The 19,102-nt window shown below is 67.4% G+C and carries 18 protein-coding genes; 16 read left to right on the forward strand and 2 right to left on the reverse strand.

All coding sequences use genetic code 11. The features are described from left to right. Positions 1 to 8 precede the first annotated feature (8 nt). The gene (locus ACHMXA_RS15770) at positions 9 to 782 is read right to left on the reverse strand and encodes a PP2C family serine/threonine-protein phosphatase (RefSeq protein WP_176667580.1); all 774 of its coding nucleotides are present in this window, start codon (positions 780 to 782) and stop codon (positions 9 to 11) included. Between the two features lie 108 nt (positions 783 to 890). Between ACHMXA_RS15770 and ACHMXA_RS15775 the strand changes: the two genes are divergently transcribed. Both ACHMXA_RS15775 and ACHMXA_RS15780 read left to right on the forward strand, forming a co-directional pair. Further along, positions 891 to 1,094, forward strand: a complete 204-nt coding sequence (locus tag ACHMXA_RS15775) for a YdcH family protein (protein WP_093201587.1) — start codon at positions 891 to 893, stop codon at positions 1,092 to 1,094. Next, positions 1,091 to 3,178, forward strand: coding sequence for an ATP-dependent DNA helicase (locus ACHMXA_RS15780; protein ID WP_176667581.1), 2,088 nt, complete (start codon positions 1,091 to 1,093; stop codon positions 3,176 to 3,178). Before ACHMXA_RS15775 ends, ACHMXA_RS15780 begins: the two co-directional genes overlap by 4 nt. 60 nt (positions 3,179 to 3,238) lie before the next feature. Here ACHMXA_RS15780 and ACHMXA_RS15785 read toward each other — a convergent pair whose 3' ends face one another. Further along, positions 3,239 to 4,045, reverse strand: coding sequence for an outer membrane protein assembly factor BamD (locus ACHMXA_RS15785; protein WP_176667582.1), 807 nt, complete (start codon positions 4,043 to 4,045; stop codon positions 3,239 to 3,241). Positions 4,046 to 4,116: 71 nt separating this feature from the next. On the opposite strand from ACHMXA_RS15785, the gene ACHMXA_RS15790 reads away from it, so the two are divergent. From ACHMXA_RS15790 to hflX, 14 genes are all read left to right on the forward strand, one after another. Beyond that, positions 4,117 to 5,094, forward strand: a complete 978-nt coding sequence (locus ACHMXA_RS15790; RefSeq protein ID WP_176667618.1) for an RluA family pseudouridine synthase — start codon at positions 4,117 to 4,119, stop codon at positions 5,092 to 5,094. A gap of 128 nt (positions 5,095 to 5,222) precedes the next feature. Further along, positions 5,223 to 6,203: an SMC-Scp complex subunit ScpB gene (gene scpB, locus ACHMXA_RS15795; protein ID WP_176667619.1), complete on the forward strand. Its 981-nt coding sequence runs from the start codon at positions 5,223 to 5,225 to the stop codon at positions 6,201 to 6,203. After that, positions 6,200 to 7,981, forward strand: coding sequence for a pseudouridine synthase (locus tag ACHMXA_RS15800; protein WP_176667583.1), 1,782 nt, complete (start codon positions 6,200 to 6,202; stop codon positions 7,979 to 7,981). The genes scpB and ACHMXA_RS15800 overlap by 4 nt, the downstream gene beginning before the upstream one ends. 153 nt (positions 7,982 to 8,134) lie before the next feature. Continuing rightward, positions 8,135 to 8,560, forward strand: coding sequence for a nucleoside-diphosphate kinase (ndk, locus tag ACHMXA_RS15805; protein WP_019653122.1), 426 nt, complete (start codon positions 8,135 to 8,137; stop codon positions 8,558 to 8,560). A 21-nt stretch (positions 8,561 to 8,581) separates the two neighbouring features. Next, on the forward strand, positions 8,582 to 9,733 hold the full coding sequence (gene rlmN / locus ACHMXA_RS15810; RefSeq protein ID WP_176667584.1) for a 23S rRNA (adenine(2503)-C(2))-methyltransferase RlmN: 1,152 nt from the start codon (positions 8,582 to 8,584) through the stop codon (positions 9,731 to 9,733). Positions 9,734 to 9,737: 4 nt separating this feature from the next. Next, positions 9,738 to 10,595 (forward strand): type IV pilus biogenesis/stability protein PilW, encoded by an 858-nt coding sequence (gene pilW / locus ACHMXA_RS15815; protein WP_176667585.1) that lies wholly within the window; start codon positions 9,738 to 9,740, stop codon positions 10,593 to 10,595. Next, positions 10,588 to 11,550, forward strand: a complete 963-nt coding sequence (locus tag ACHMXA_RS15820; RefSeq protein WP_176667586.1) for a helix-turn-helix domain-containing protein — start codon at positions 10,588 to 10,590, stop codon at positions 11,548 to 11,550. The genes pilW and ACHMXA_RS15820 overlap by 8 nt, the downstream gene beginning before the upstream one ends. Next, positions 11,547 to 12,833, forward strand: coding sequence for a flavodoxin-dependent (E)-4-hydroxy-3-methylbut-2-enyl-diphosphate synthase (gene ispG / locus ACHMXA_RS15825; RefSeq protein ID WP_176667587.1), 1,287 nt, complete (start codon positions 11,547 to 11,549; stop codon positions 12,831 to 12,833). Before ACHMXA_RS15820 ends, ispG begins: the two co-directional genes overlap by 4 nt. A gap of 15 nt (positions 12,834 to 12,848) precedes the next feature. Beyond that, on the forward strand, positions 12,849 to 14,159 hold the full coding sequence (gene hisS / locus ACHMXA_RS15830) for a histidine--tRNA ligase (protein ID WP_176667588.1): 1,311 nt from the start codon (positions 12,849 to 12,851) through the stop codon (positions 14,157 to 14,159). A gap of 5 nt (positions 14,160 to 14,164) precedes the next feature. After that, complete coding sequence (locus tag ACHMXA_RS15835) at positions 14,165 to 14,857, forward strand: tetratricopeptide repeat protein (protein WP_176667589.1); 693 nt, start codon at positions 14,165 to 14,167, stop codon at positions 14,855 to 14,857. 7 nt (positions 14,858 to 14,864) lie between these two features. Beyond that, positions 14,865 to 16,007: an outer membrane protein assembly factor BamB gene (gene bamB, locus ACHMXA_RS15840; RefSeq protein ID WP_176667590.1), complete on the forward strand. Its 1,143-nt coding sequence runs from the start codon at positions 14,865 to 14,867 to the stop codon at positions 16,005 to 16,007. A gap of 71 nt (positions 16,008 to 16,078) precedes the next feature. Further along, positions 16,079 to 17,422: a ribosome biogenesis GTPase Der gene (gene der, locus ACHMXA_RS15845; RefSeq protein ID WP_176667591.1), complete on the forward strand. Its 1,344-nt coding sequence runs from the start codon at positions 16,079 to 16,081 to the stop codon at positions 17,420 to 17,422. 147 nt (positions 17,423 to 17,569) lie between these two features. Continuing rightward, positions 17,570 to 17,833, forward strand: coding sequence for an RNA chaperone Hfq (gene hfq / locus ACHMXA_RS15850; RefSeq protein ID WP_175544960.1), 264 nt, complete (start codon positions 17,570 to 17,572; stop codon positions 17,831 to 17,833). 56 nt (positions 17,834 to 17,889) lie between these two features. Then, entirely contained in the window at positions 17,890 to 19,101 is a 1,212-nt protein-coding gene (hflX, locus tag ACHMXA_RS15855; RefSeq protein ID WP_176667592.1) for a GTPase HflX, read from the forward strand. The last annotated feature ends 1 nt before the right edge of the window (position 19,102 follow it).

Consider the following 19,102-nt stretch of genomic DNA (forward strand, 5'->3'; position numbering starts at 1 on the left):
GCCTTGGCTCAGCCGGGTGCCGCCGGCAGCGGATCGAGCTTCAGCACGGCGATCGAGATGTTGTCGCCGGTGCCCCGTGCCCGGCGGCGCGCTTCACCCACCAGGATCTCCACTGCATCGCGCGGCGGTTGCGCATACAGCACGCTCGCCAGCTCTTCAGGGCTGAAGTAGTGCCAGAGCCCATCGCTGCAGGCCATCAGCAGGTCGCCGTGTGCCAGCTTGGGGATGTAGTAGGGGTCGATGGGCGGCGGCGTGGTCGTCATGCCCAGGCAGCCGAGCAGGATGTTGCCCTGCGGATGAACGTTGGCTTCGGCCTCGGTGATCTGGCCGCGGTCGATCAGCACCTGCACGTAGGAGTGATCGCGCGTGCGCTTGACGAGTTCCCCATCGTGGAAGTGATAGATGCGCGAGTCGCCGGCATGGATCCAGGCGCAGTCGCCCTTGGGATTCATCAGGAAGGCCGCGATCGTGCTGTGCGGCTCCTGTTCGCTGGAGACGGCGGTGAGCTTGATGACCGTGTGCGAGTCTTCGAGGATCTGCTTCAGCAGGGCTTCGGGGTCGTCCTTGGCGGGCTGGTAGCGGCTGAAGAGCTGGCGGGCCGTCATGAGCACCTGGTCGGAGGCCTTGCGCCCGCCGCTGCGCCCGCCCATGCCGTCGGCCACGACGCCCAGCACGCAGCCGGGCACGCGGGGATGGCTCATCAGCAGAACCTGGTCCTGCTGGTACGGGCGGTCCCCCTTGTGGAGGCCGGTGGCCGCAGCGAGTCGAAAGCCTTGGGTCATGAGGCAATATGCGCCTGAAGCGCCTGTTCCTGTCTTCTCGGAGATTTGTTCCAGGACGTATTATCGAATGTAAACATGCGCCCTGAAATCACGCGCGCGCCCCCACCGTTGGACTCCAATCTTCACTCGCTTTCCCGCCAGCTGATCGAACTGCGCATCGAGCATGCCGATCTCGACGCCACCATCGACCGGCTGGCCGAAGGTTCGCCCCAGGACGAACTCCTGCTGCGCCGCCTCAAAAAACGCCGTCTCGCGCTGCGCGACCAGATCGCCCGCCTCGAGAACATTCTCGATCCGAAAGAGCCGGCGTGACGGGGGCGCTCGAAGACAAGGTGCGCGACGCCTTCGCGCAGGACGGCGCACTGTCGCGCGCCGCGGACCAGTTCCGCGAACGCACCGGCCAGACCGAAATGGCTCTGGCCGTGGCCCGCACCATCGACCAGGGCGGGGTGCTGGTGGTCGAGGCGGGCACGGGCGTGGGCAAGACCTTCTCGTATCTGGTGCCGGCGCTGCTCAGCGGCGAGCGCGTGCTGCTGTCGACGGCCACCAAGACGCTGCAGGACCAGCTGTTCGGCCGCGACCTGCCGCGCCTCGTGGAGGCGTTCGGCCTGCCCGTGCGCACCGCGCTGCTCAAGGGACGTGCGAGCTATCTCTGCCTGCACCGGCTCGACATGGCGCGCCACGACGCCTCCTTGCCGGAGCGCGGCAGCCTGCGCACGCTCGCCAAGATCGAGCAGTGGTCGAAGGCCACGCGCACGGGCGACCTGGCCGAGCTGCCGGGGCTCGACGAGCGCTCGCCGCTGATCCCGCTGATCACTTCCACGCGCGAGAACTGCCTGGGCGCCCAATGCCCGCAGTTCAAACCCTGCCACGTCAACCTGGCGCGGCGCGAGGCGCTGGCGGCGGACATCGTCGTCATCAACCACCATCTTTTCTTCGCCGATCTCGCGGTGCGCGAGACCGGCATGGCGGAGCTGCTGCCGACGGTGAGCGTGGTGGTGTTCGACGAGGCCCATCAGCTCAACGAAACCGGCGTGCAATTCCTGGGGGCGCAACTCGGCAGCGGGCAGGCGCTCGATTTCGCGCGGGACATGCTGGCCGCGGGTTTGCAGCACGCGCGTGGCCTCGTCGACTGGCAGCAGCTGGTTTCCGCGGCCGAGCGTGCCGCGCGCGAGCTGCGGCTGGTGGTCGGCAAGCAGTGGCCGGGCGCCAAGCTGCGCTGGCTGGGCGCGGCGCCCGAGGGTATCGACCCCACCGCGTGGCAGCGCGCGCTGGACGACCTGCTGCAGGCCTTCGAGATGGCCGCGGAAGGGCTCGCCACCGTCAGCGAGATATCGCCCGACTTCGTGCGGCTGCACGAGCGCGCACGCCAGCTCGCCAGGCGCACTGCGCGCTTCGCCTTGCCGTGCGAGGTCGACTCCGTGCGCTGGGTGGACGTGGGAACGCAATTGCGGCTCATTGAGTCGCCCCTGGACATCGCCGACGCGATGCGCAAGCGGGTGCTCAAGATCGCCGACGAAGCCGACGACGCGGAAGCGGCCGATGCCGAAGACGAGGAGCTGGATGCCTATGGGGAGCGCTCCTCCGTGCGCGAGAGCGTCGAGCGCCTGGACAGCGGCCGCGCCTGGGTCTTCACCTCCGCCACGCTGGGTGACGAACCCACGCTGCGCTGGTTCACCGAACCCTGCGGCCTGCAGGATGCCGAGGTGCTGCGGGTGCAGAGCCCGTTCGACTACGCCTCGCAGGCCGCACTCTACGTGCCGCGCGCGTTTCCCAAGCCCAACGATCCGTCGCACAGCCAGCGCGTCGCGCAGCTGGCGGCACGCGGCGCGGCCGAGCTCGGCGGCCGTACGCTCGTGCTGACGACCACGCTGCGCGCGCTGCGGACCATCGGCGACGAGATGAGGCAGCAGTTCGAGCTGCTCGACACGCAGTTGCGGCCCGAGGTGCTCGTGCAGGGCGAACTGCCCAAGCGCGTGTTGATGGATCGATTCCGCGAAGGCGCGAGCGCCGGCAGGGCCGGCTGCGTGCTCGTGGCGTCGGCCTCGTTCTGGGAAGGCTTCGACGCACCGGGCGATGTGCTGCAGCTGGTGGTGATCGACAAGCTGCCGTTTCCGCCGCCCAACGATCCACTGGTGGAGGCGCGCTCGCAGCGCCTGGAGTCGCAGGGCCGGAGTTCATTCGCCGACTATTCGCTGCCGGAAGCGGCGGTGGCGCTCAAGCAGGGGGCGGGCCGGTTGATTCGCCGGGAGACCGACAGCGGCGTGCTGGCGATCTGCGATACGCGGCTGGTGGCCATGGGCTACGGCCGCCGGCTGCTGGCGGCCCTGCCGCCGATGCGGCGGCTGGAGAGCGAATCGGATTTCGACGCGGCGCTGGACGCGCTCAGGAGCTAGCCGGCTGCCTGGCTCCCGGTAGGGGCCGGCGGAGCAATTGCCGTTCCGCCGGGGTTGCTCTTACCAGAGCTTCCACCAAGGGTCGTCCTTGCCCTTGAAGCCGTTCGCGAGGTAGGTGCTCTGCGGGTAGTTGGTGGTCAGCACGCGCTGAGCGTCGTCGCGCAGGTCCTTCATGCCGAGCGCGTCGTACGACTTGACCATGATGTACAGGGCTTCCTCGAGCGCCGGCACTTCGCGGTAGTCGGCAAGCGCGACCTGGGCCCGGTTGATGGCCGCCAGGTAGGCGCCGCGCGAGTAGTAGTAGCGGGCCACGTGAACCTCATACTGCGCGAGCGAGTTCACGATGTAGTTCATGCGCTGGCGCGCGTCGGGGGCGTAGCGCGAATCGGGGAAGCGCGTGACGAGGTCCTTGAACGACTCGAACGATTCCTTGGCCGCCTTCTGGTCGCGCTCCGACAGGTCCTGGCGCGTCATGAACGCGAACATGCCGAGGTCGTCGTTGAAGTTGATCACGCCCCGCAGGTAGAGCGCGTAATCGAGGGCCGGGCTCGCCGGATGCAGCTTCATGAAGCGGTCGATGGTGGCGATGGCTGCAGCCTTTTCGCCGGACTTGTGCTGGGCGTAGGCCTTTTCCAGCTGCGCCTGCTGTGCCAGCGGCGTGCCGGCGGCGCGGCCTTCGAGCTTCTCGTAGAGCGGAATGGCCTTGTCGTACGCGCCGGAGCCGGCCTCGTCCTTGGCTTCCGAATAGATGCGGTTGGGGCTCCAGGTTGCGGTCTTGTCGGCGCTGGGAGTCGACGAGCAACCTGCCAGCAGAGCCGCCGCGCTGAGCGCGATCCAGGCGGGGACCGATAATTTGGCGCGAAACATCACATACGGCTTTCGTGAAACAGTTGCCCTCAATTATATCGACCGACCCTTTGGGCAATATCCCCGAGAGCATGGAGGTGGCCGAGCACGAAGAGGGCGCCGATCCCATCGAACCCAGCGAGCGGCGGCCCTTCGTCGTCGACGCGGCCCACCATGGCCAGCGGCTCGATCGCGCGCTTGCAGCGCTGGTCCCCGAGTTTTCCCGGAGCTACCTGCAGCAGCTGATCGAGGCCGGCGCGGTCGAGCTTCAGGGGCGCACGCTCACCAAGGCTTCGGCCCCTGTGAAAGCGGGGCAGGCCGGCCACATCGAACTGCGCCCCACGCCCCAGAGCCAGGCTTTCCGGCCCGAGGCGATGGACATCGCCACCGTGTACGAGGACGAGCACCTGCGCATCGTCGACAAGCCGGCCGGCCTCGTGGTGCACCCGGCGCCGGGGCACTGGAGCGGCACGCTGCTGAACGGCCTGCTGGCGCTCGATCCGAAGGCCGTGCTGCTGCCGCGCGCCGGCATCGTGCACCGGCTCGACCGCGACACCAGCGGATTGATGGTGGTGGCCCGCACGCGCGCGGCCATGGACGCGATGGTGGCGCTGATCGCCGCGCGCGAGGTCAAGCGGCAATACCTCGCCATCGGCCACCGGCCGTGGGAGGGCGCTGCCGCGCGCCATGTCGATGCCGCCATCGGCCGCGACCCGCGCAACCGGCTGCGCATGGCCGTGGTCGATCTCGAGAGGAATGCCGGCAAGACGGCGCGCACGCTGATCGAGCGGCTCGACAGCAACGCCGAGGGCTGCGCCGTGCGCTGCACGCTCGAAACCGGGCGCACCCACCAGATCCGCGTGCACATGGCGTCGATCGGCCACCCATTGGTGGGCGATGCGCTGTACGGCGGCGCGCCGGCTGCTGGGCTCTCGCGGCAGGCCCTGCATGCATTCAGGCTGGCCTTCGTGCATCCCGTCACGCAAGCGTCGCTGGAGTTCCACTCTGCGTTGCCGGCCGACCTCGTCCAGGCTTTGCAAGCCTGGGGGCTGGATTACAATCGCGCCTGACGGCCCGAGGGCCGCGCCGGTCGCCCGAGACCGGCCTTGCGTTGCATTTGCCGCGTGCCTGCAGCGCCTACTCCTTCCATCCATCTGAACAAGCGCCCCCAGGCGCCTTTTCCCGGATAACGCGAACCATGAATACGGCGGATGCCAAGCGCATTCTCGAAACCGCCTTGATCTGTTCGAGCCAGCCGTTGCCGGTGCGCGATATGCGCGTGCTGTTCGACGACGAACTGGGTGCGGACACCATCAAGGCGCTGCTGCTCGAACTGCAGGAAGACTGGGCGCAACGTGGCCTGGAGCTGGTGAGCGTCGGCAGCGGCTGGCGCTTCCAGAGCCGGCCGGAAATGCGCGACCACCTCGATCGCCTGCACCCCGAAAAGCCGCCGCGCTACACGCGCGCCGCGCTCGAGACGCTGGCCATCATTGCCTACCGCCAGCCCGCCACGCGCGGCGACATGGAAGACATCCGCGGCGTGACGATCAACTCGCTGATCCTCAAGCAGCTGGAAGACCGCGGCTGGGTCGAGGTCATCGGCCACCGCGAGACCGTCGGCCGCCCGGCGCTCTATGCCACCACGCGCCAGTTCCTCGACGACCTGGGCCTGGCTTCGCTGGACCAGCTGCCGCTGATCGAGACGCCAGCCCAGCAGGCTGCGCTCGTTGACGCGCTCGAGCAGGCATCGGGCGAGCAGCAGGGGCTGCCGATCGACGTTGCTCCGGAGACCGAGGCGCTCGCCGAAGGCGATGCCGACGCATCCGGAATGGCGGAGCTGGTGCTTTCTTCGGCCGGCGATGCGCCAGGGCTGGATGCCGAGATTGCTGCTGGGCAGCAAGGCGAGGGCGCCGAGGCGGAAGCTGCCGCGGCACCTGAAGCGCAGGTCTCGGCGCAGGAACCCGAAATCGTCGATATCGCGCCCGATGTTGCGCCAGAGATCGCCGAGCCGGCTGAATCGGTGGAAGCGATCGAGGCCGCCCAGGCGCAGGTCATCGAGAACGAGGCAGGCGCCGAGGCCACCCCCGTCGAGCCAGAACAAGAACCCGCGTCGGAATCCGATGCCCCGTCCGAAGACGAGGCCGATCCCGACGCTCCCTCTCCCGGAAAAACCTCATGAGCACAACCGACACCGAAGACGCAGCGATGCTGCCGGTCGAGCCCGAAGTCAAGAAGAAGAAAAGGGCAACCACGGCCAGGAAGGCTGCGGTTGATGCTATTGAAACGGTAGCGCCACAGGAGCCCGAGGCGCCGGCACCCAAGAAGCCGCGCGCGCCCCGCAAGAAGAAGGTGGTCGAGCCGGCCGTCGTCGAAGGCGAGGCGGTGTCCGCGCCGGTTGCGGAGGCGGCTCCGGAAGCGATCGAGCCGCAGGCCGTTGCGGCTGTGGCCGAGGAGGAGGCGCCCGTCGTTGCAGCGGAGGTCCCTCGGGATCTGGCGCCCGCCCAGGCCGCCGTCGAGGCACCCCGGCCCGTGCAGGCGGAGCGCATCGAAGACAGCGACGACGAAGAAGAGCCCGACGAGGAAGAAGACGACCTCGACCGCGCCCGCCGCGCCGCCGAGCGCGAGCAGCGCAATGCGCCGCCGCCCGAGCCGATCCGCTTCGCGGACGTCATTTCCGGCCAGTTCGATGCGGACGAGGAAAGCCCCGAAGTCCCGCCGCTCAAGCGCGTGCTTCTGCCGGAGGCTGATTCGCCCAAGCTGCACAAGGTGCTGGCGCAGGCCGGTCTGGGATCGCGGCTCGAGATGGAGCAATTGATTCTCCAGGGCCGCATTTCCGTCAACAACGAGCCGGCCCACATCGGCCAGCGCATCCAGTACGGCGACCAGGTCAAGATCAACGGCAAGCCGATCCGCTATCGCATCGCGCCTCCGCCGCCGCGCGTGATCGCGTACCACAAGCCCGTGGGCGAGGTGGTCACGCACGACGATCCGCAGAACCGACCGACCGTGTTCCGCAAGCTGCCGCGCCTGCAGCAGGGCAAGTGGCAGTCGGTGGGCCGTCTCGACCTGAACACCGAAGGCCTGCTGCTGTTCAGCAGCTCCGGCGATCTGGCCAACCAGCTCATGCACCCGCGCTTCGGCCTGGAGCGCGAGTACGCAGTGCGCGTGCTGGGCGCGCTTACCGCCGAAGAGAAGCAGAAGCTGCTCGACGGCGTGCGCCTCGATGACGGCATGGCGCAGTTCGGTGCCATCGAAGACGGGGGCGGCGAAGGCTCCAACTGCTGGTATCGCGTGACCATCTCCGAAGGGCGCAACCGCGAGGTGCGGCGCCTGTTCGAGTCGGTGGGCCACGCGGTCAGCCGGCTGATCCGCATCCGCTACGGCGCCATGGTGCTGCCACGCGGCTTGAAGCGCGGCGCATGGATGGAACTCGACGACCGCGATATCCGGGCGCTGTTCCAGGCTTCGGGCGGTGCGGTTGCCCGACCGGGCCAGCAGCAGCGCGGCCCGGGGCAGGAGGGTGGCGGCAATGGCCGCGGCGGCCGCAACAAGAAGCGGCGTGGCAATCGCAATGGCGGTGGCGGCCAGCCGCCGCGCGACATGCGCGAGGGGCGTGACGACGGCGGCCGCGAGGCGCCGATCCCGAATCCGCTGGGCGACGGACGTCCGCCGCGCGGCGATCGGGGAGGGCGCTCCAATCGCGGCGGTGGCAACGGTGGCCAGCCGCAGCAGGGGCAGGGACGCCGCGGAAACGGCAATCGCCAGGGTGGAGATCGCCAGCAGGGCGGCGCCAACAACCAGCCCGATCCGATGAAGACCTCGCTGGGCTACATCGGTGCCGACAGCTTCTCGCGCCAGCGCAAGGAGCAGCGCGGAGGAGGTCAGCGCCGCGGTGGCGGCGGAGGCGGTGGTGGGGGCTTTGGCGGTCAGGGCGGCGGACGTCGCCGGGGGCGCTGAAAGTCTGCCGTCGCAGCGCGGCCTTTCGCGGGGTTTTCACCGATCCGCAAGGCCGCGCCGGTTAAAATCAGAGGCTTTGTCGATGCGTGACGAAACAAATTCGTTGCAGTTGTGACAAAACACTTCAAAATCAAAGCTCCAGGAAGCATTTCAATGGCTATCGAACGTACCCTTTCCATCATCAAGCCCGACGCAGTTGCCAAGAACGTCATCGGCAAGATCGTTTCCCGTTTCGAGGCTGCCGGCCTCAAGATCGTCGCCGCCAAGCTGGTGCACCTGTCGCGCAACGAAGCCGAACAGTTCTACGCCGTGCACAAGGAGCGTCCCTTCTTCAAGGACCTCGTCGAGTTCATGATCTCGGGCCCCGTGTTCGTGCAAGTGCTCGAAGGCGAGAACGCCATCGCCAAGAACCGTGACCTGATGGGCGCCACGGACCCCAAGAAGGCAGCCGCCGGCACCATCCGCGCCGACTTCGCCGACAGCATCGACGCCAACGCCGTTCACGGTTCGGACGCTCCCGAAACCGCAGCGAACGAAGTCGCCTTCTTCTTCGCCGGCCTCAACGTCTACGCACGCTGAAGCCGCTTCTCGCCCGATTCCATGACCACGGCCAACCTGCTCGATTTCGATCTCGAGGGATTGGCTGCGTTCTGCGAAAAACTCGGCGAGAAGAAATTCCGCGCCACGCAGCTGTTCCGCTGGATCCACCAGCGTGGCGCCAGCGACTTCACCCAGATGACCGATCTGGCGAAGTCGCTGCGCGAGAAACTCGCGACCACCGCTCGCGTGGAGGCCCTGCCGGTCATCACGCAGCACGAATCCAAGGACGGCACGATCAAGTGGCTGTTCGATGTCGGTGACGGCAATGCCGTCGAAGCCGTATTCATTCCCGAGGACGACCGCGGCACCCTTTGCGTGTCGTCCCAGGCCGGCTGTGCGGTCGGTTGCCGCTTCTGCTCCACGGGGCATCAGGGCTTCAGCCGCAACCTGGGCACGGGCGAGATCGTCGCCCAGCTCTGGTTTGCCGAGCATTTCCTGCGCAAGCACCTCAAGCGCGACGAACGCGTCATCTCCAACGTGGTGATGATGGGTATGGGCGAGCCGCTGCAGAACTACTCGGCGCTCGTTCCCGCGCTGCGCACCATGCTCGACGACAACGCCTACGGGCTGTCGCGCCGTCGCGTGACGGTGTCGACCTCCGGCGTGGTGCCGATGATCGACCGCCTGGGTGCCGATTGCGCCGTGGCACTCGCCGTTTCGCTGCACGCGCCCAATGATCCGCTGCGCGACGACCTCGTGCCGCTGAATCGCAAGTACCCGATCGACGAACTCATCGAGTCCTGCAAGCGCTACCTAGCGCATGCGCCGCGCGACTTCATCACCTTCGAGTACTGCATGCTCGACGGCGTGAACGACCAGCCCGAGCATGCGCGGCAGCTCATCGAGCTGGTCCGCAAGCACGGCATCTCGTGCAAGTTCAACCTGATCCCGTTCAACCCTTTCCCCGCCTCGGGCCTGCTGCGCTCGCCCCAGCCGCGCGTGCTGGCGTTCGCCAGGACGCTCAGCGAGGCAGGGCTCGTGACCACCGTGCGCAAGACGCGCGGTGACGACATCGATGCCGCCTGCGGCCAGCTCGCCGGCGACGTCAAGGACCGCACCCGCGCGGCCGAGCGCATGGCGCAGCGCCGCGCGGCGCAGGAGCGCCCCGTTGTTTTGCATCCGGTCCGAAAGACCGTCCCCCAGGAGCATTGAACCGATGAGCATGGCCTTTTCGATGACGACCGCGAACGTGCAGCGGATGCTGACTGTGGGTTTCGCGGGCGTCGCCATGTCGTTGCTGCTCGGAGGCTGCGTGAACACGCGCACCACCACCACCAGCCTGGCCGACAGCAGCAACTCGTCCAAGGCCACCGAGATCGTCACCGAGTCCGACGAGTCCAGCCGCCAGCGCCGCGCGCGCCTGCGCATGGAACTGGCCGCCGGCTACTTCGAGCACGGCCAGACCACCGTCGCGCTCGACGAGATCAAGCAGGCGCTGGCCGCAGACCCCAACAACGCCGACGCCTACAACCTGCGCGGCCTGGTCTACATGCGGCTCGACGACGCCGGCCTGGCCGAGGACAGCTTCCGCCGCGCCATCGCCATCAATCCGCGCGACCCGAACGCGCGCCACAACTACGGCTGGCTGCTGTGCCAGCAGAACCGCTTTGGCGATGCGGCCGCCCAGTTCAACGAGGCCCTGGCCGTTCCCAGCTACAACGACCGCGCCAAGACGCTCATGACGCAGGGCGTGTGCGAGCTCAAGGCCGGCCAGCGCGACAAGGCGGAGCGCACCCTCATGCAGGCCTACGAGATCGACGCCGGCAACCCGGTGGTCGCTTTCAACCTGGCCTCCGTGCTGGCGCAGCGCGAGGAATGGTCGCGCGCGCAGTTCTACATCCGCCGCGTCAACAACAGCGCCGCGGCCAGCGCCGAGACGCTCTGGCTCGGCATCAAGATCGAACGTAAGCTGAACAACCGCGAGGCAGTCGCGCAGTTGGGAGGCCAACTGCAACGACGCTTCCCCCAGTCGCGGGAGGCAACAGCGTACGAGCGCGGGAATTTCAATGACTGATCGGGTTTCGGAGTTCGGCACTTCCGCATCATTGCCGCTGGAAGCTGGCGATATCGCGAACAAGACTGCCGGCGATCTGCTGCGCGAGGCGCGCGAGGCCCATGGCCTGCACATCGAGATGGTGGCCGCCGCGCTGAAGGTGCCGCCGCAGAAGCTCATGGCGCTGGAGGCGGACGACATCGGTTCGCTGCCCGACCCGGTCTTCGCCCGTGCGCTGGCCAGCAGCGTCTGCCGCGCGCTGCGCATCGACCCGGCCCCTGTGCTCGCGAAGCTGCCGAGCACCCAGAAGGTGTCGCTGGCCGAAACCGATCGCACCCTGCGCACGAACATCAGCTCGGGTACGCCGCGCTGGAATGGCAATGGCCGCTCCAGCGGTTTGCCCTCGCGGCCACTATTGATCGTCGTGCTGCTGCTGCTGATCGGCGCGGGTGCGCTGTTCTGGCTGCCGCAGTCGGTGTTCGACCAGCTCAGCGCTTCCGTGTCACGCCTGACCGCGCGCGGCGATGCCGGCACGGAATCGACGTCTGGCAACGGCCTGGCCTCGGCCGGTGGTTCCGTGGCCGAAACCGTGCCCACGCAGGCTGTCGCCCCGACCGGCCCGGTTGCCGGCGAGACTCCGTCGGCAGCTCCCGCTCCCGGTGCGCCCGCCGCTACTGCCGCCGCGCCTGCTGCTGCGGCGCCCGCTGCCACGGCCGTGGCAGCAGCCTCGAGCAGCCAGCAACTGGTCCTCGTGGCTCGCGAGGAATGCTGGGTCACCGTGACCGAAGCCGGCGGCAAGCAACTGCTGCGCCGCAGCCTGCAGGCCGGCGAAACCGTGGGCCTGTCCGGCACGCTGCCGCTGTCCGTTGTGGTCGGCCGCGCTTCGAGCGTCGACGTGCAGGTGCGTGGCCAGCCCTTCGACCTGAAGCCCTTCACCAAGGGCGGTGGCGTGGCGCGTTTCGAGGTGAAGTCGTGACTTCCGGCAACTGCACTCCCGCTCCGATCGAGGCCGCCGCTCCCAAGGCTCGCCGTTCGCGCCAGGCCAGCGTGGTCTGGGGCCCGCGCGTGGTCACTGTGGGCGGCGACGCCCCGGTGCGCGTGCAGTCCATGACCAACACCGACACCGTCGATGCCATCGGCACCGCGATCCAGGTGAAGGAACTGGCCCAGGCCGGCTCCGAGATGGTCCGCATCACGGTCAACACGCCCGAGGCTGCCGCGCAGGTGCCCTACATCCGCGAGCAGCTCGACCGCATGGGCGTCGACGTGCCGCTGGTGGGCGACTTCCACTACAACGGCCACCGCCTGCTGACCGACTATCCGGCCTGCGCCGAGGCGCTGAGCAAGTACCGCATCAACCCCGGCAACGTGGGCAAGGGCGACAAGCGAGACCGGCAGTTCGGCCAGATGATCGACGCCGCGATGCGCTGGAACAAGCCCGTGCGCATCGGCGTCAACTGGGGCAGCCTCGACCAGGAACTGCTCGCCAGCCTGATGGACACCAACAGCCAGCGCGCCGAGCCCTGGGACGCCAAGCAGGTGATGTACGAGGCGCTCATCACCTCGGCCATCGAGTCCGCGAAGCTGGCCGAGTCGATGGGCATGGCCGGCAACCAGATCATCCTGTCGTGCAAGGTGAGCGGAGTGCAGGACCTGATCTCGGTCTACCGCGAGCTGGCCCGTCGCTGCGACTATCCGCTGCACCTGGGCCTCACCGAGGCCGGCATGGGCACCAAGGGCACCGTGGCGTCGGCCGCGGCGCTGTCGATCCTGCTGCAGGAGGGTATCGGCGACACGATCCGCGTGTCGCTCACGCCGCAGCCGGGCGAGTCGCGCACGCAGGAGGTGGTGATCGCCTCCGAGATCCTGCAGGCGCTGGGCCTGCGCGTGTTCGTGCCGAGCGTCACGGCGTGCCCGGGCTGTGGCCGAACCACCAGCACCACCTTCCAGGAGCTGGCCAAGCAGATCGACGACTACCTGCGCATGCAGATGCCGGTCTGGCGCAAGAAATATCCGGGCGTGGAGACGCTGAAGGTGGCCGTCATGGGCTGCATCGTCAACGGCCCCGGCGAGAGCAAGCATGCCGACATCGGCATCAGCCTGCCCGGCACCGGCGAGGCGCCCGCGGCGCCCGTCTTCATCGACGGCGAAAAGGCCCTCACGCTGCGCGGCGACAATATCGCCAACGAGTTCCACCAGCTCGTCGAAAACTACATTGAAAAGCGCTTCGGCGGCGAACACCACGCTGTCGCGGCCTGACATCTCCGCAGACTCATGGCTGAAAAATTGAATGCCGTCAAAGGCATGAACGACATATTGCCGCCCGAATCGGCGCGCTGGGAGTGGCTCGAAGCCACCGTGCGCGACCTGATGGGGCGCTATGCGTATCGCAACGTCCGCACCCCGATCCTGGAGCACACGGCGCTGTTCGTGCGCGGCATCGGCGAAGTGACCGACATCGTTGAGAAGGAGATGTACTCCTTCCAGGACCGCTCCGACAAGTACGGCGACAACGACCACCTCACCCTGCGCCCGGAGAACACGGCCGGCCTCGTGCGTGCCGTGATCGAGCACAACATGCTCTACGACGGCGGCAAGCGCCTCTGGTACACGGGTCCGATGTTCCGCCGCGAGAAGCCGCAGCGCGGGCGCTTCCGGCAGTTCCACCAGATCGGCGCCGAGGCGCTGGGCTTTGCCGGCCCCGACGTCGACGCCGAGCTGATCCTGCTGGCCAGCGCGCTCTGGAAGACCATCGGCCTGACGGACGTGCGTCTGGAACTCAACAGCCTGGGCCAGCCGGCCGAGCGCGCTCAGCATCGCGCCCAGCTCATCGCCCACTTCGAGAAGCATGCCGACAAGCTCGACGAGGACGGCAAGCGCCGCCTGCACAGCAATCCGCTGCGCATCCTCGACACCAAGAACCCGGCGATGAAGGAAGTGGTCGAGTCGGCCCCCAAGCTGATCGACTTCCTCGGCGCGGAGTCGCTCGCTCACTTCGAGGGGCTGCAGGCCATCCTCAAGGCCAATGACATCGCATTCACCATCAATCCGCGTCTCGTGCGCGGGCTGGACTACTACAACCTCACGGTCTTCGAGTTCGTTACTGACCGGCTCGGCTCGCAGGGCACGGTTTGCGCGGGCGGCCGCTACGACGACCTGATCGCACAGATCGGCGGCAAGCCCGCCCCGGCCGTGGGCTGGGCGATGGGCGTGGAGCGCGTACTGGACCTGATGAAAGAGCAGGGCACCGACATCCCGCAGCCGGCCCCGGACGTCTATGCCGTCGTGCCCGATGCCGCCGCCATGCCGGTGGTGCTGCGCACGCTGCAGCAGCTGCGCGATGCCGGCGTGCGCGTGCAGATGCACGCCGCTACGGTCGACGGCCTCGGCAGCTTCAAGTCGCAGTTCAAGAGAGCCGACAACAGCGGCGCCACCTACGCCCTGATCTTCGGCGCCGATGAACTCGCGCGCGGCGAGGTGACTCTCAAGGCGCTGCGCGACGGAAGCGGCGCGCAGACCGCCCGGTCTCTTGCCGAAGTGGCCACCTGGGCCGCCACCCTACAATCGCCGGCTCCCAATACCTGACACGCATGGCAACCCATCTCGACCTCGAAGAACAGGAACAGCTCGACCAGCTCAAGCATTTCTGGAATACCTACGGCACCCTGATCACTTCGATCGTGCTGCTCGTCGCCGGCGCCTTCGTGGCCTGGAACGGCTGGCAATGGTATGGCCGCAACAAGGCGGCGCAGGCCTCGTCGCTCTACGACGAAATCGAGAAGACGGTGCAGGCTGGCGACCCGGCGCGCATCGCGCTCGTGCTCGACGACATGAAGAAGCGCTTCGCTGGCACCACCTACGCACAGCAGGCCGGCCTGCTGGTCGCCAAGACGCTGTACGAGAAGGGCAATGCCGCGGGTTCGCGCACCGAACTCGAATGGGTCGAGCAGAACGCGATCGATCCCGGCTACAAGGCTGTCGCGAGGCTGCGTCTGGCGGGCGAGCTGCTCGATGGCAAGTCCTACGACGATGCCCTGAAGCAGCTCGACGGCAGCGTTCCCAAGGAATTCGAACCGCTGGTGGCCGACCGCAAGGGTGACATCTACCTGGCCCAGGGCAAGCGCACCGAGGCGCAGGCCGAGTACCGCAAGGCCTGGACCGGCCTCGGTCCGACCTCGGACTACCGCCGCCTGATCGAGATCAAGCTCAACGCGGTCGGCGTCGATCCCAAGAGCCTTGCGCCCGTCGTCACCGTCACTCCCGCAGCACCCAAAACTCCCTGACCGCATCATGAATTTCAAGCGTTTCATGCCTGAATCGACCGCCCTGCGTGCGGGATCAGCTCTCGTTTTGGTAGCGTTTCTCGCCGCCTGCTCGGGCTCCTCGAAGCCGAAGCCGGAGGAGCTCCCCGCCAATCCGGCCCTGGTTGGCGTGCGCCAGGCATGGACGGTGCGCATCCCCGAAGTGCAGTTCCCGCTGACCACCGACATCAGCGGCGACACGATCACCGTGGCCGGCAGCGACGGCACGGTGGTCGCCATCGATGCGCGCGCGGGTCGTGAAATCTGGCGCGGCAGCGCCGGCGCGCCCCTGGCGGCCGGTGTCGGCAGCGACGGCCAGGTGGCCGCGGTCGTCACCACCGCGAACGAACTGGTCGCCCTCGAGAACGGCAAGGTCCTCTGGAAGCAGAGGCTGTCGGCACAGGCCTTCACCGCACCGCTGGTGGCGGGCCGCCGCGTGTTCGTGCAGACGGCCGACCGCAGCATCAGCGCCTGGGACGGCCAGAGCGGCCGCCGCCTCTGGATCCAGCAGCGCGCCGGCGAAAACCTCGTGCTGCGCAAGTCGGGCGTGCTCCTGGCCGTGGGCGACACGCTGGTGGCCGGCATCGGCGGCCGGCTGGCGGGCATCAACCCCGCCAACGGTACTTCGCGCTGGGAAGCTCCCATCGCCGCGCCGCGCGGCACCAACGATGTCGAGCGCCTGGTCGACCTGACCGGCAGCGTGAGCCGCTACGGCGACACGGTCTGCGCGCGTGCCTACTACGCCAGCGTCGGCTGCGTCGACACCCTGCGCGGTTCGCTGGTCTGGAGCAAGCCCGCTTCCGGCGCGGATGGCGTCAGCGGCAACGAGAGCTTCATCTATGGCACCGAGTCCGACGGCAGCGTCGTAGCCTGGCGCCGTGCCGACGGCGAGCGCGCCTGGCAGATGTCCCGCCTGAAGAACCGCGTGCTGACCTCGCCGCTGGCCGTGGGACGCTCGCTCATCATCGGCGAGAACACCGGCACGCTGCATTTCGTGTCGCGTGAAGACGGCGCACTGCTCAACCGCATCACGCCCGATGGCTCGGCCATCACCGTTGCGCCGGTGCTGGCCGGCAACACGGTGGTCGTGGTGACCGCCAAGGGTGGCGTGTTTGGCTATCGCCCCGAATAACGCGCTCCTTTTTCTTCTTTTCTTTCTTTCCAAGGCCCGACCATGAAAACCGCGCCCTCGAAAGGCCGGCCATGAAGCCGGTCGTGGCCCTGGTCGGGCGGCCGAATGTCGGCAAGTCGACCCTCTTCAACAGGCTGACGCAGACGCGCGACGCCATCGTCGCCGACTTTGCCGGACTCACGCGCGACCGCCACTACGGCAACGGCCATCTGGGCAAGCGCGAGTTCATCGTCATCGACACCGGCGGCTTCGAGCCCGACGCTGGCAGCGGCATCTACAAGGAGATGGCCAAGCAGACGCGGCAGGCCGTGGCCGAGGCCGACGTCGTGATCTTCGTGGTCGACGCGCGCGAGGGGCTCTCGGCGCAGGACCACGACATCGCCAACGAACTGCGCCGCATCGGCAAGCCCTGCGTGCTGGTGGCCAACAAGGCCGAAGGCATGCACGACGGCACCAAGCTGGTCGACTTCTACGAGCTGGGGCTGGGCGAGGTGCACGGGGTATCCGCTGCGCACGGGCAGGGCATCCGCGGTCTGGTCGAGCTGGCGCTTGCGCCATTAAACCTGCCCGACCCGGACGACGAAGAGGAAGAAGACGAGGTCAACAAGCCGATCAAGCTGGCCGTGGCCGGCCGGCCCAACGTGGGCAAGTCGACGCTGATCAACACCTGGCTGGGCGAGGAACGGCTGGTCGCCTTCGACATGCCGGGAACGACGCGCGATGCGATCTCCGTGCCCTTCGAGCGCAACGGCCAGCGCTTCGAACTGATCGACACTGCCGGCCTGCGCCGCAAGGGCAGGGTGTTCGAGGCGATCGAGAAGTTCTCGGTGGTCAAGACGCTGCAGGCCATCGAGTCGGCCAACGTCGTGCTGCTGCTGCTCGATGCCACGCAGGGCGTGACCGACCAGGACGCGCACATCGCGGGCTACATCCTCGAAAGCGGCCGCGCGGTGGTGATCGCCATCAACAAGTGGGACGCGGTCGACAGCTACCAGCGCGAGCAGATCCAGCGGCAGATCGAGACCCGGCTGCCGTTCCTCAAGTTCGCGGCGCTGCATTTCATCTCCGCCATCAAGCGCCAGGGCCTGGGCCCGGTGTGGCAGGCGATTGCGCAGGCCCACAAGTCGGCCACGCGCAAGATGTCGACGCCGGTGTTGACGCGATTGTTGCTGGAGGCGGTGCAATTCCAGGCGCCCAAGCGCGGCGGCATGTTCCGTCCCAAGCTGCGTTATGCGCACCAGGGGGGCATGAATCCGCCGGTCATCGTGATCCACGGGAACTCGCTCGAACATGTGACCGATGCTTACAAGCGCTTTCTCGAAGGGCGCTTCCGCAAGGAATTCGACCTTGTGGGTACCCCCTTGCGCATCGAGTTCAAGAGCTCCCACAATCCCTTCGTCGACAAGGACGACTGACAGAGTTTGTCGGCGGATGGCCGCCGATGAGTTCCCACCGGGGTTGAAGTTCCGGCTTTTGAGAGACGTTATTTTTCAAAGGCTTTTAGCCCCGAATGCTGCGGCGCGGAAACCCTGTGTTAAGGTCTTCTCCTCCAACAACTACTCTTGAACACGGAGAATATCGTGAGCAATAAAGGGCAACTCCTACAAGACCCCTTTCTGAACACCTTGCGTCGCGAGCATGTGCCGGTCTCCATCTACCTGGTGAACGGTATCAAGCTGCAAGGCCAGATCGAGTCTTTTGACCAGTACGTCGTGTTGCTTCGCAATACGGTGACGCAGATGGTCTACAAGCACGCCATTTCCACCATCGTGCCAGGTCGTGCCGTCAACTTCTCGGCCAACGAGAGCGACGACGCCGCAGCCTGATCGCGCGGAGCGCGGCAGCCTCCGCTGCCGCGCTTTTTCCCAATTCCCGATCCCGCTTGTCTGAACTGATTCCCCGCCAGGAAGGCGCCGCCGTTCTCGTCGGCGTCGATTTCGGGCTGCCCCATTTCGACAGCGAACTCGAGGAACTCGGCCTGCTCGCGCAGACCGCAGGCCTCACCCCCGTCGCCCGTCTCGCGTGCAAGCGCAAGGCGCCCGACGCGGCATTGTTCGTTGGCAGCGGCAAGGCCGAAGAAATCAAGGAACTGGCCGCTCTGTACAGGGCGAGCGAGGTCATCTTCGACCAGGCCCTGAGCCCCGCGCAGCAGCGCAACCTCGAGCGCCAGCTCGACGTCGCGGTCTACGACCGGACCTTCCTCATTCTCGAGATCTTCGCCCAGCGCGCCCGCTCGCATGAAGGCAAGTTGCAGGTCGAGCTGGCTCGACTGCAGTACCTCAGCACGCGGCTGGTGCGCCGCTGGTCGCACCTCGAGCGTCAGACCGGCGGTGCGGGCGTGCGCGGCGGCCCGGGCGAGAAGCAGATCGAACTCGACCGCCGCATGATCGGCGAGTCGATCAAGCGCACGCGCGAGCGCCTCGCCAAGGTGCAGAAGCAGCGCGGCACGCAGCGCCGCCAGCGCGAGCGCCGCGACACCTTCAACATCTCGCTCGTGGGCTACACCAACGCGGGCAAGTCGTCGCTTTTCAATTCGCTGGTCAAGGCGCGCGCCTACGCGGCCGACCAGCTGTTCGCCACGCTCGACACCACCACGCGCCATCTCTACCTGGGCGATGCACGCAGGCAGGTGTCGATCTCCGACACCGTGGGCTTCATCCGCGACCTGCCGCACGGGCTGGTCGATGCCTTCAAGGCCACGCTGCAGGAGGCGGTCGATGCCGACCTGCTGCTGCACGTCGTGGACGCTTCCAATCCGCACTACCCGGAGCAGATGGCCGAGGTGCAGACGGTGCTGCGCGAGATCGGCGCGGACACCGTGCCGCAGCTTCTGGTCTTCAACAAGCTCGATGCCCTTGAAAGCGCGCAGCATCCGCTGCATCTGCAGGACGAGATGGAAATCGACGGCGTTCAGGTCCCCCGCATCTTCCTCAGCGCCAGGACAGGCGAGGGCGTGCCGCTGCTGCGCGCCGAGCTCGCCCGGCAGTCGGGCTCCGCACCCGATACGATGACCCCTGCGGCAGACGCTGAATTGCACGATGCAACCGATGGATTGGGCACAATCCCGCCACTGACAAGAGAACGAAGCGAATGAA

It is taken from the genome of Variovorax sp. UC74_104 (assembly GCF_044055375.1).
Taxonomy (GTDB): Bacteria; Pseudomonadota; Gammaproteobacteria; order Burkholderiales; family Burkholderiaceae_C; genus Variovorax.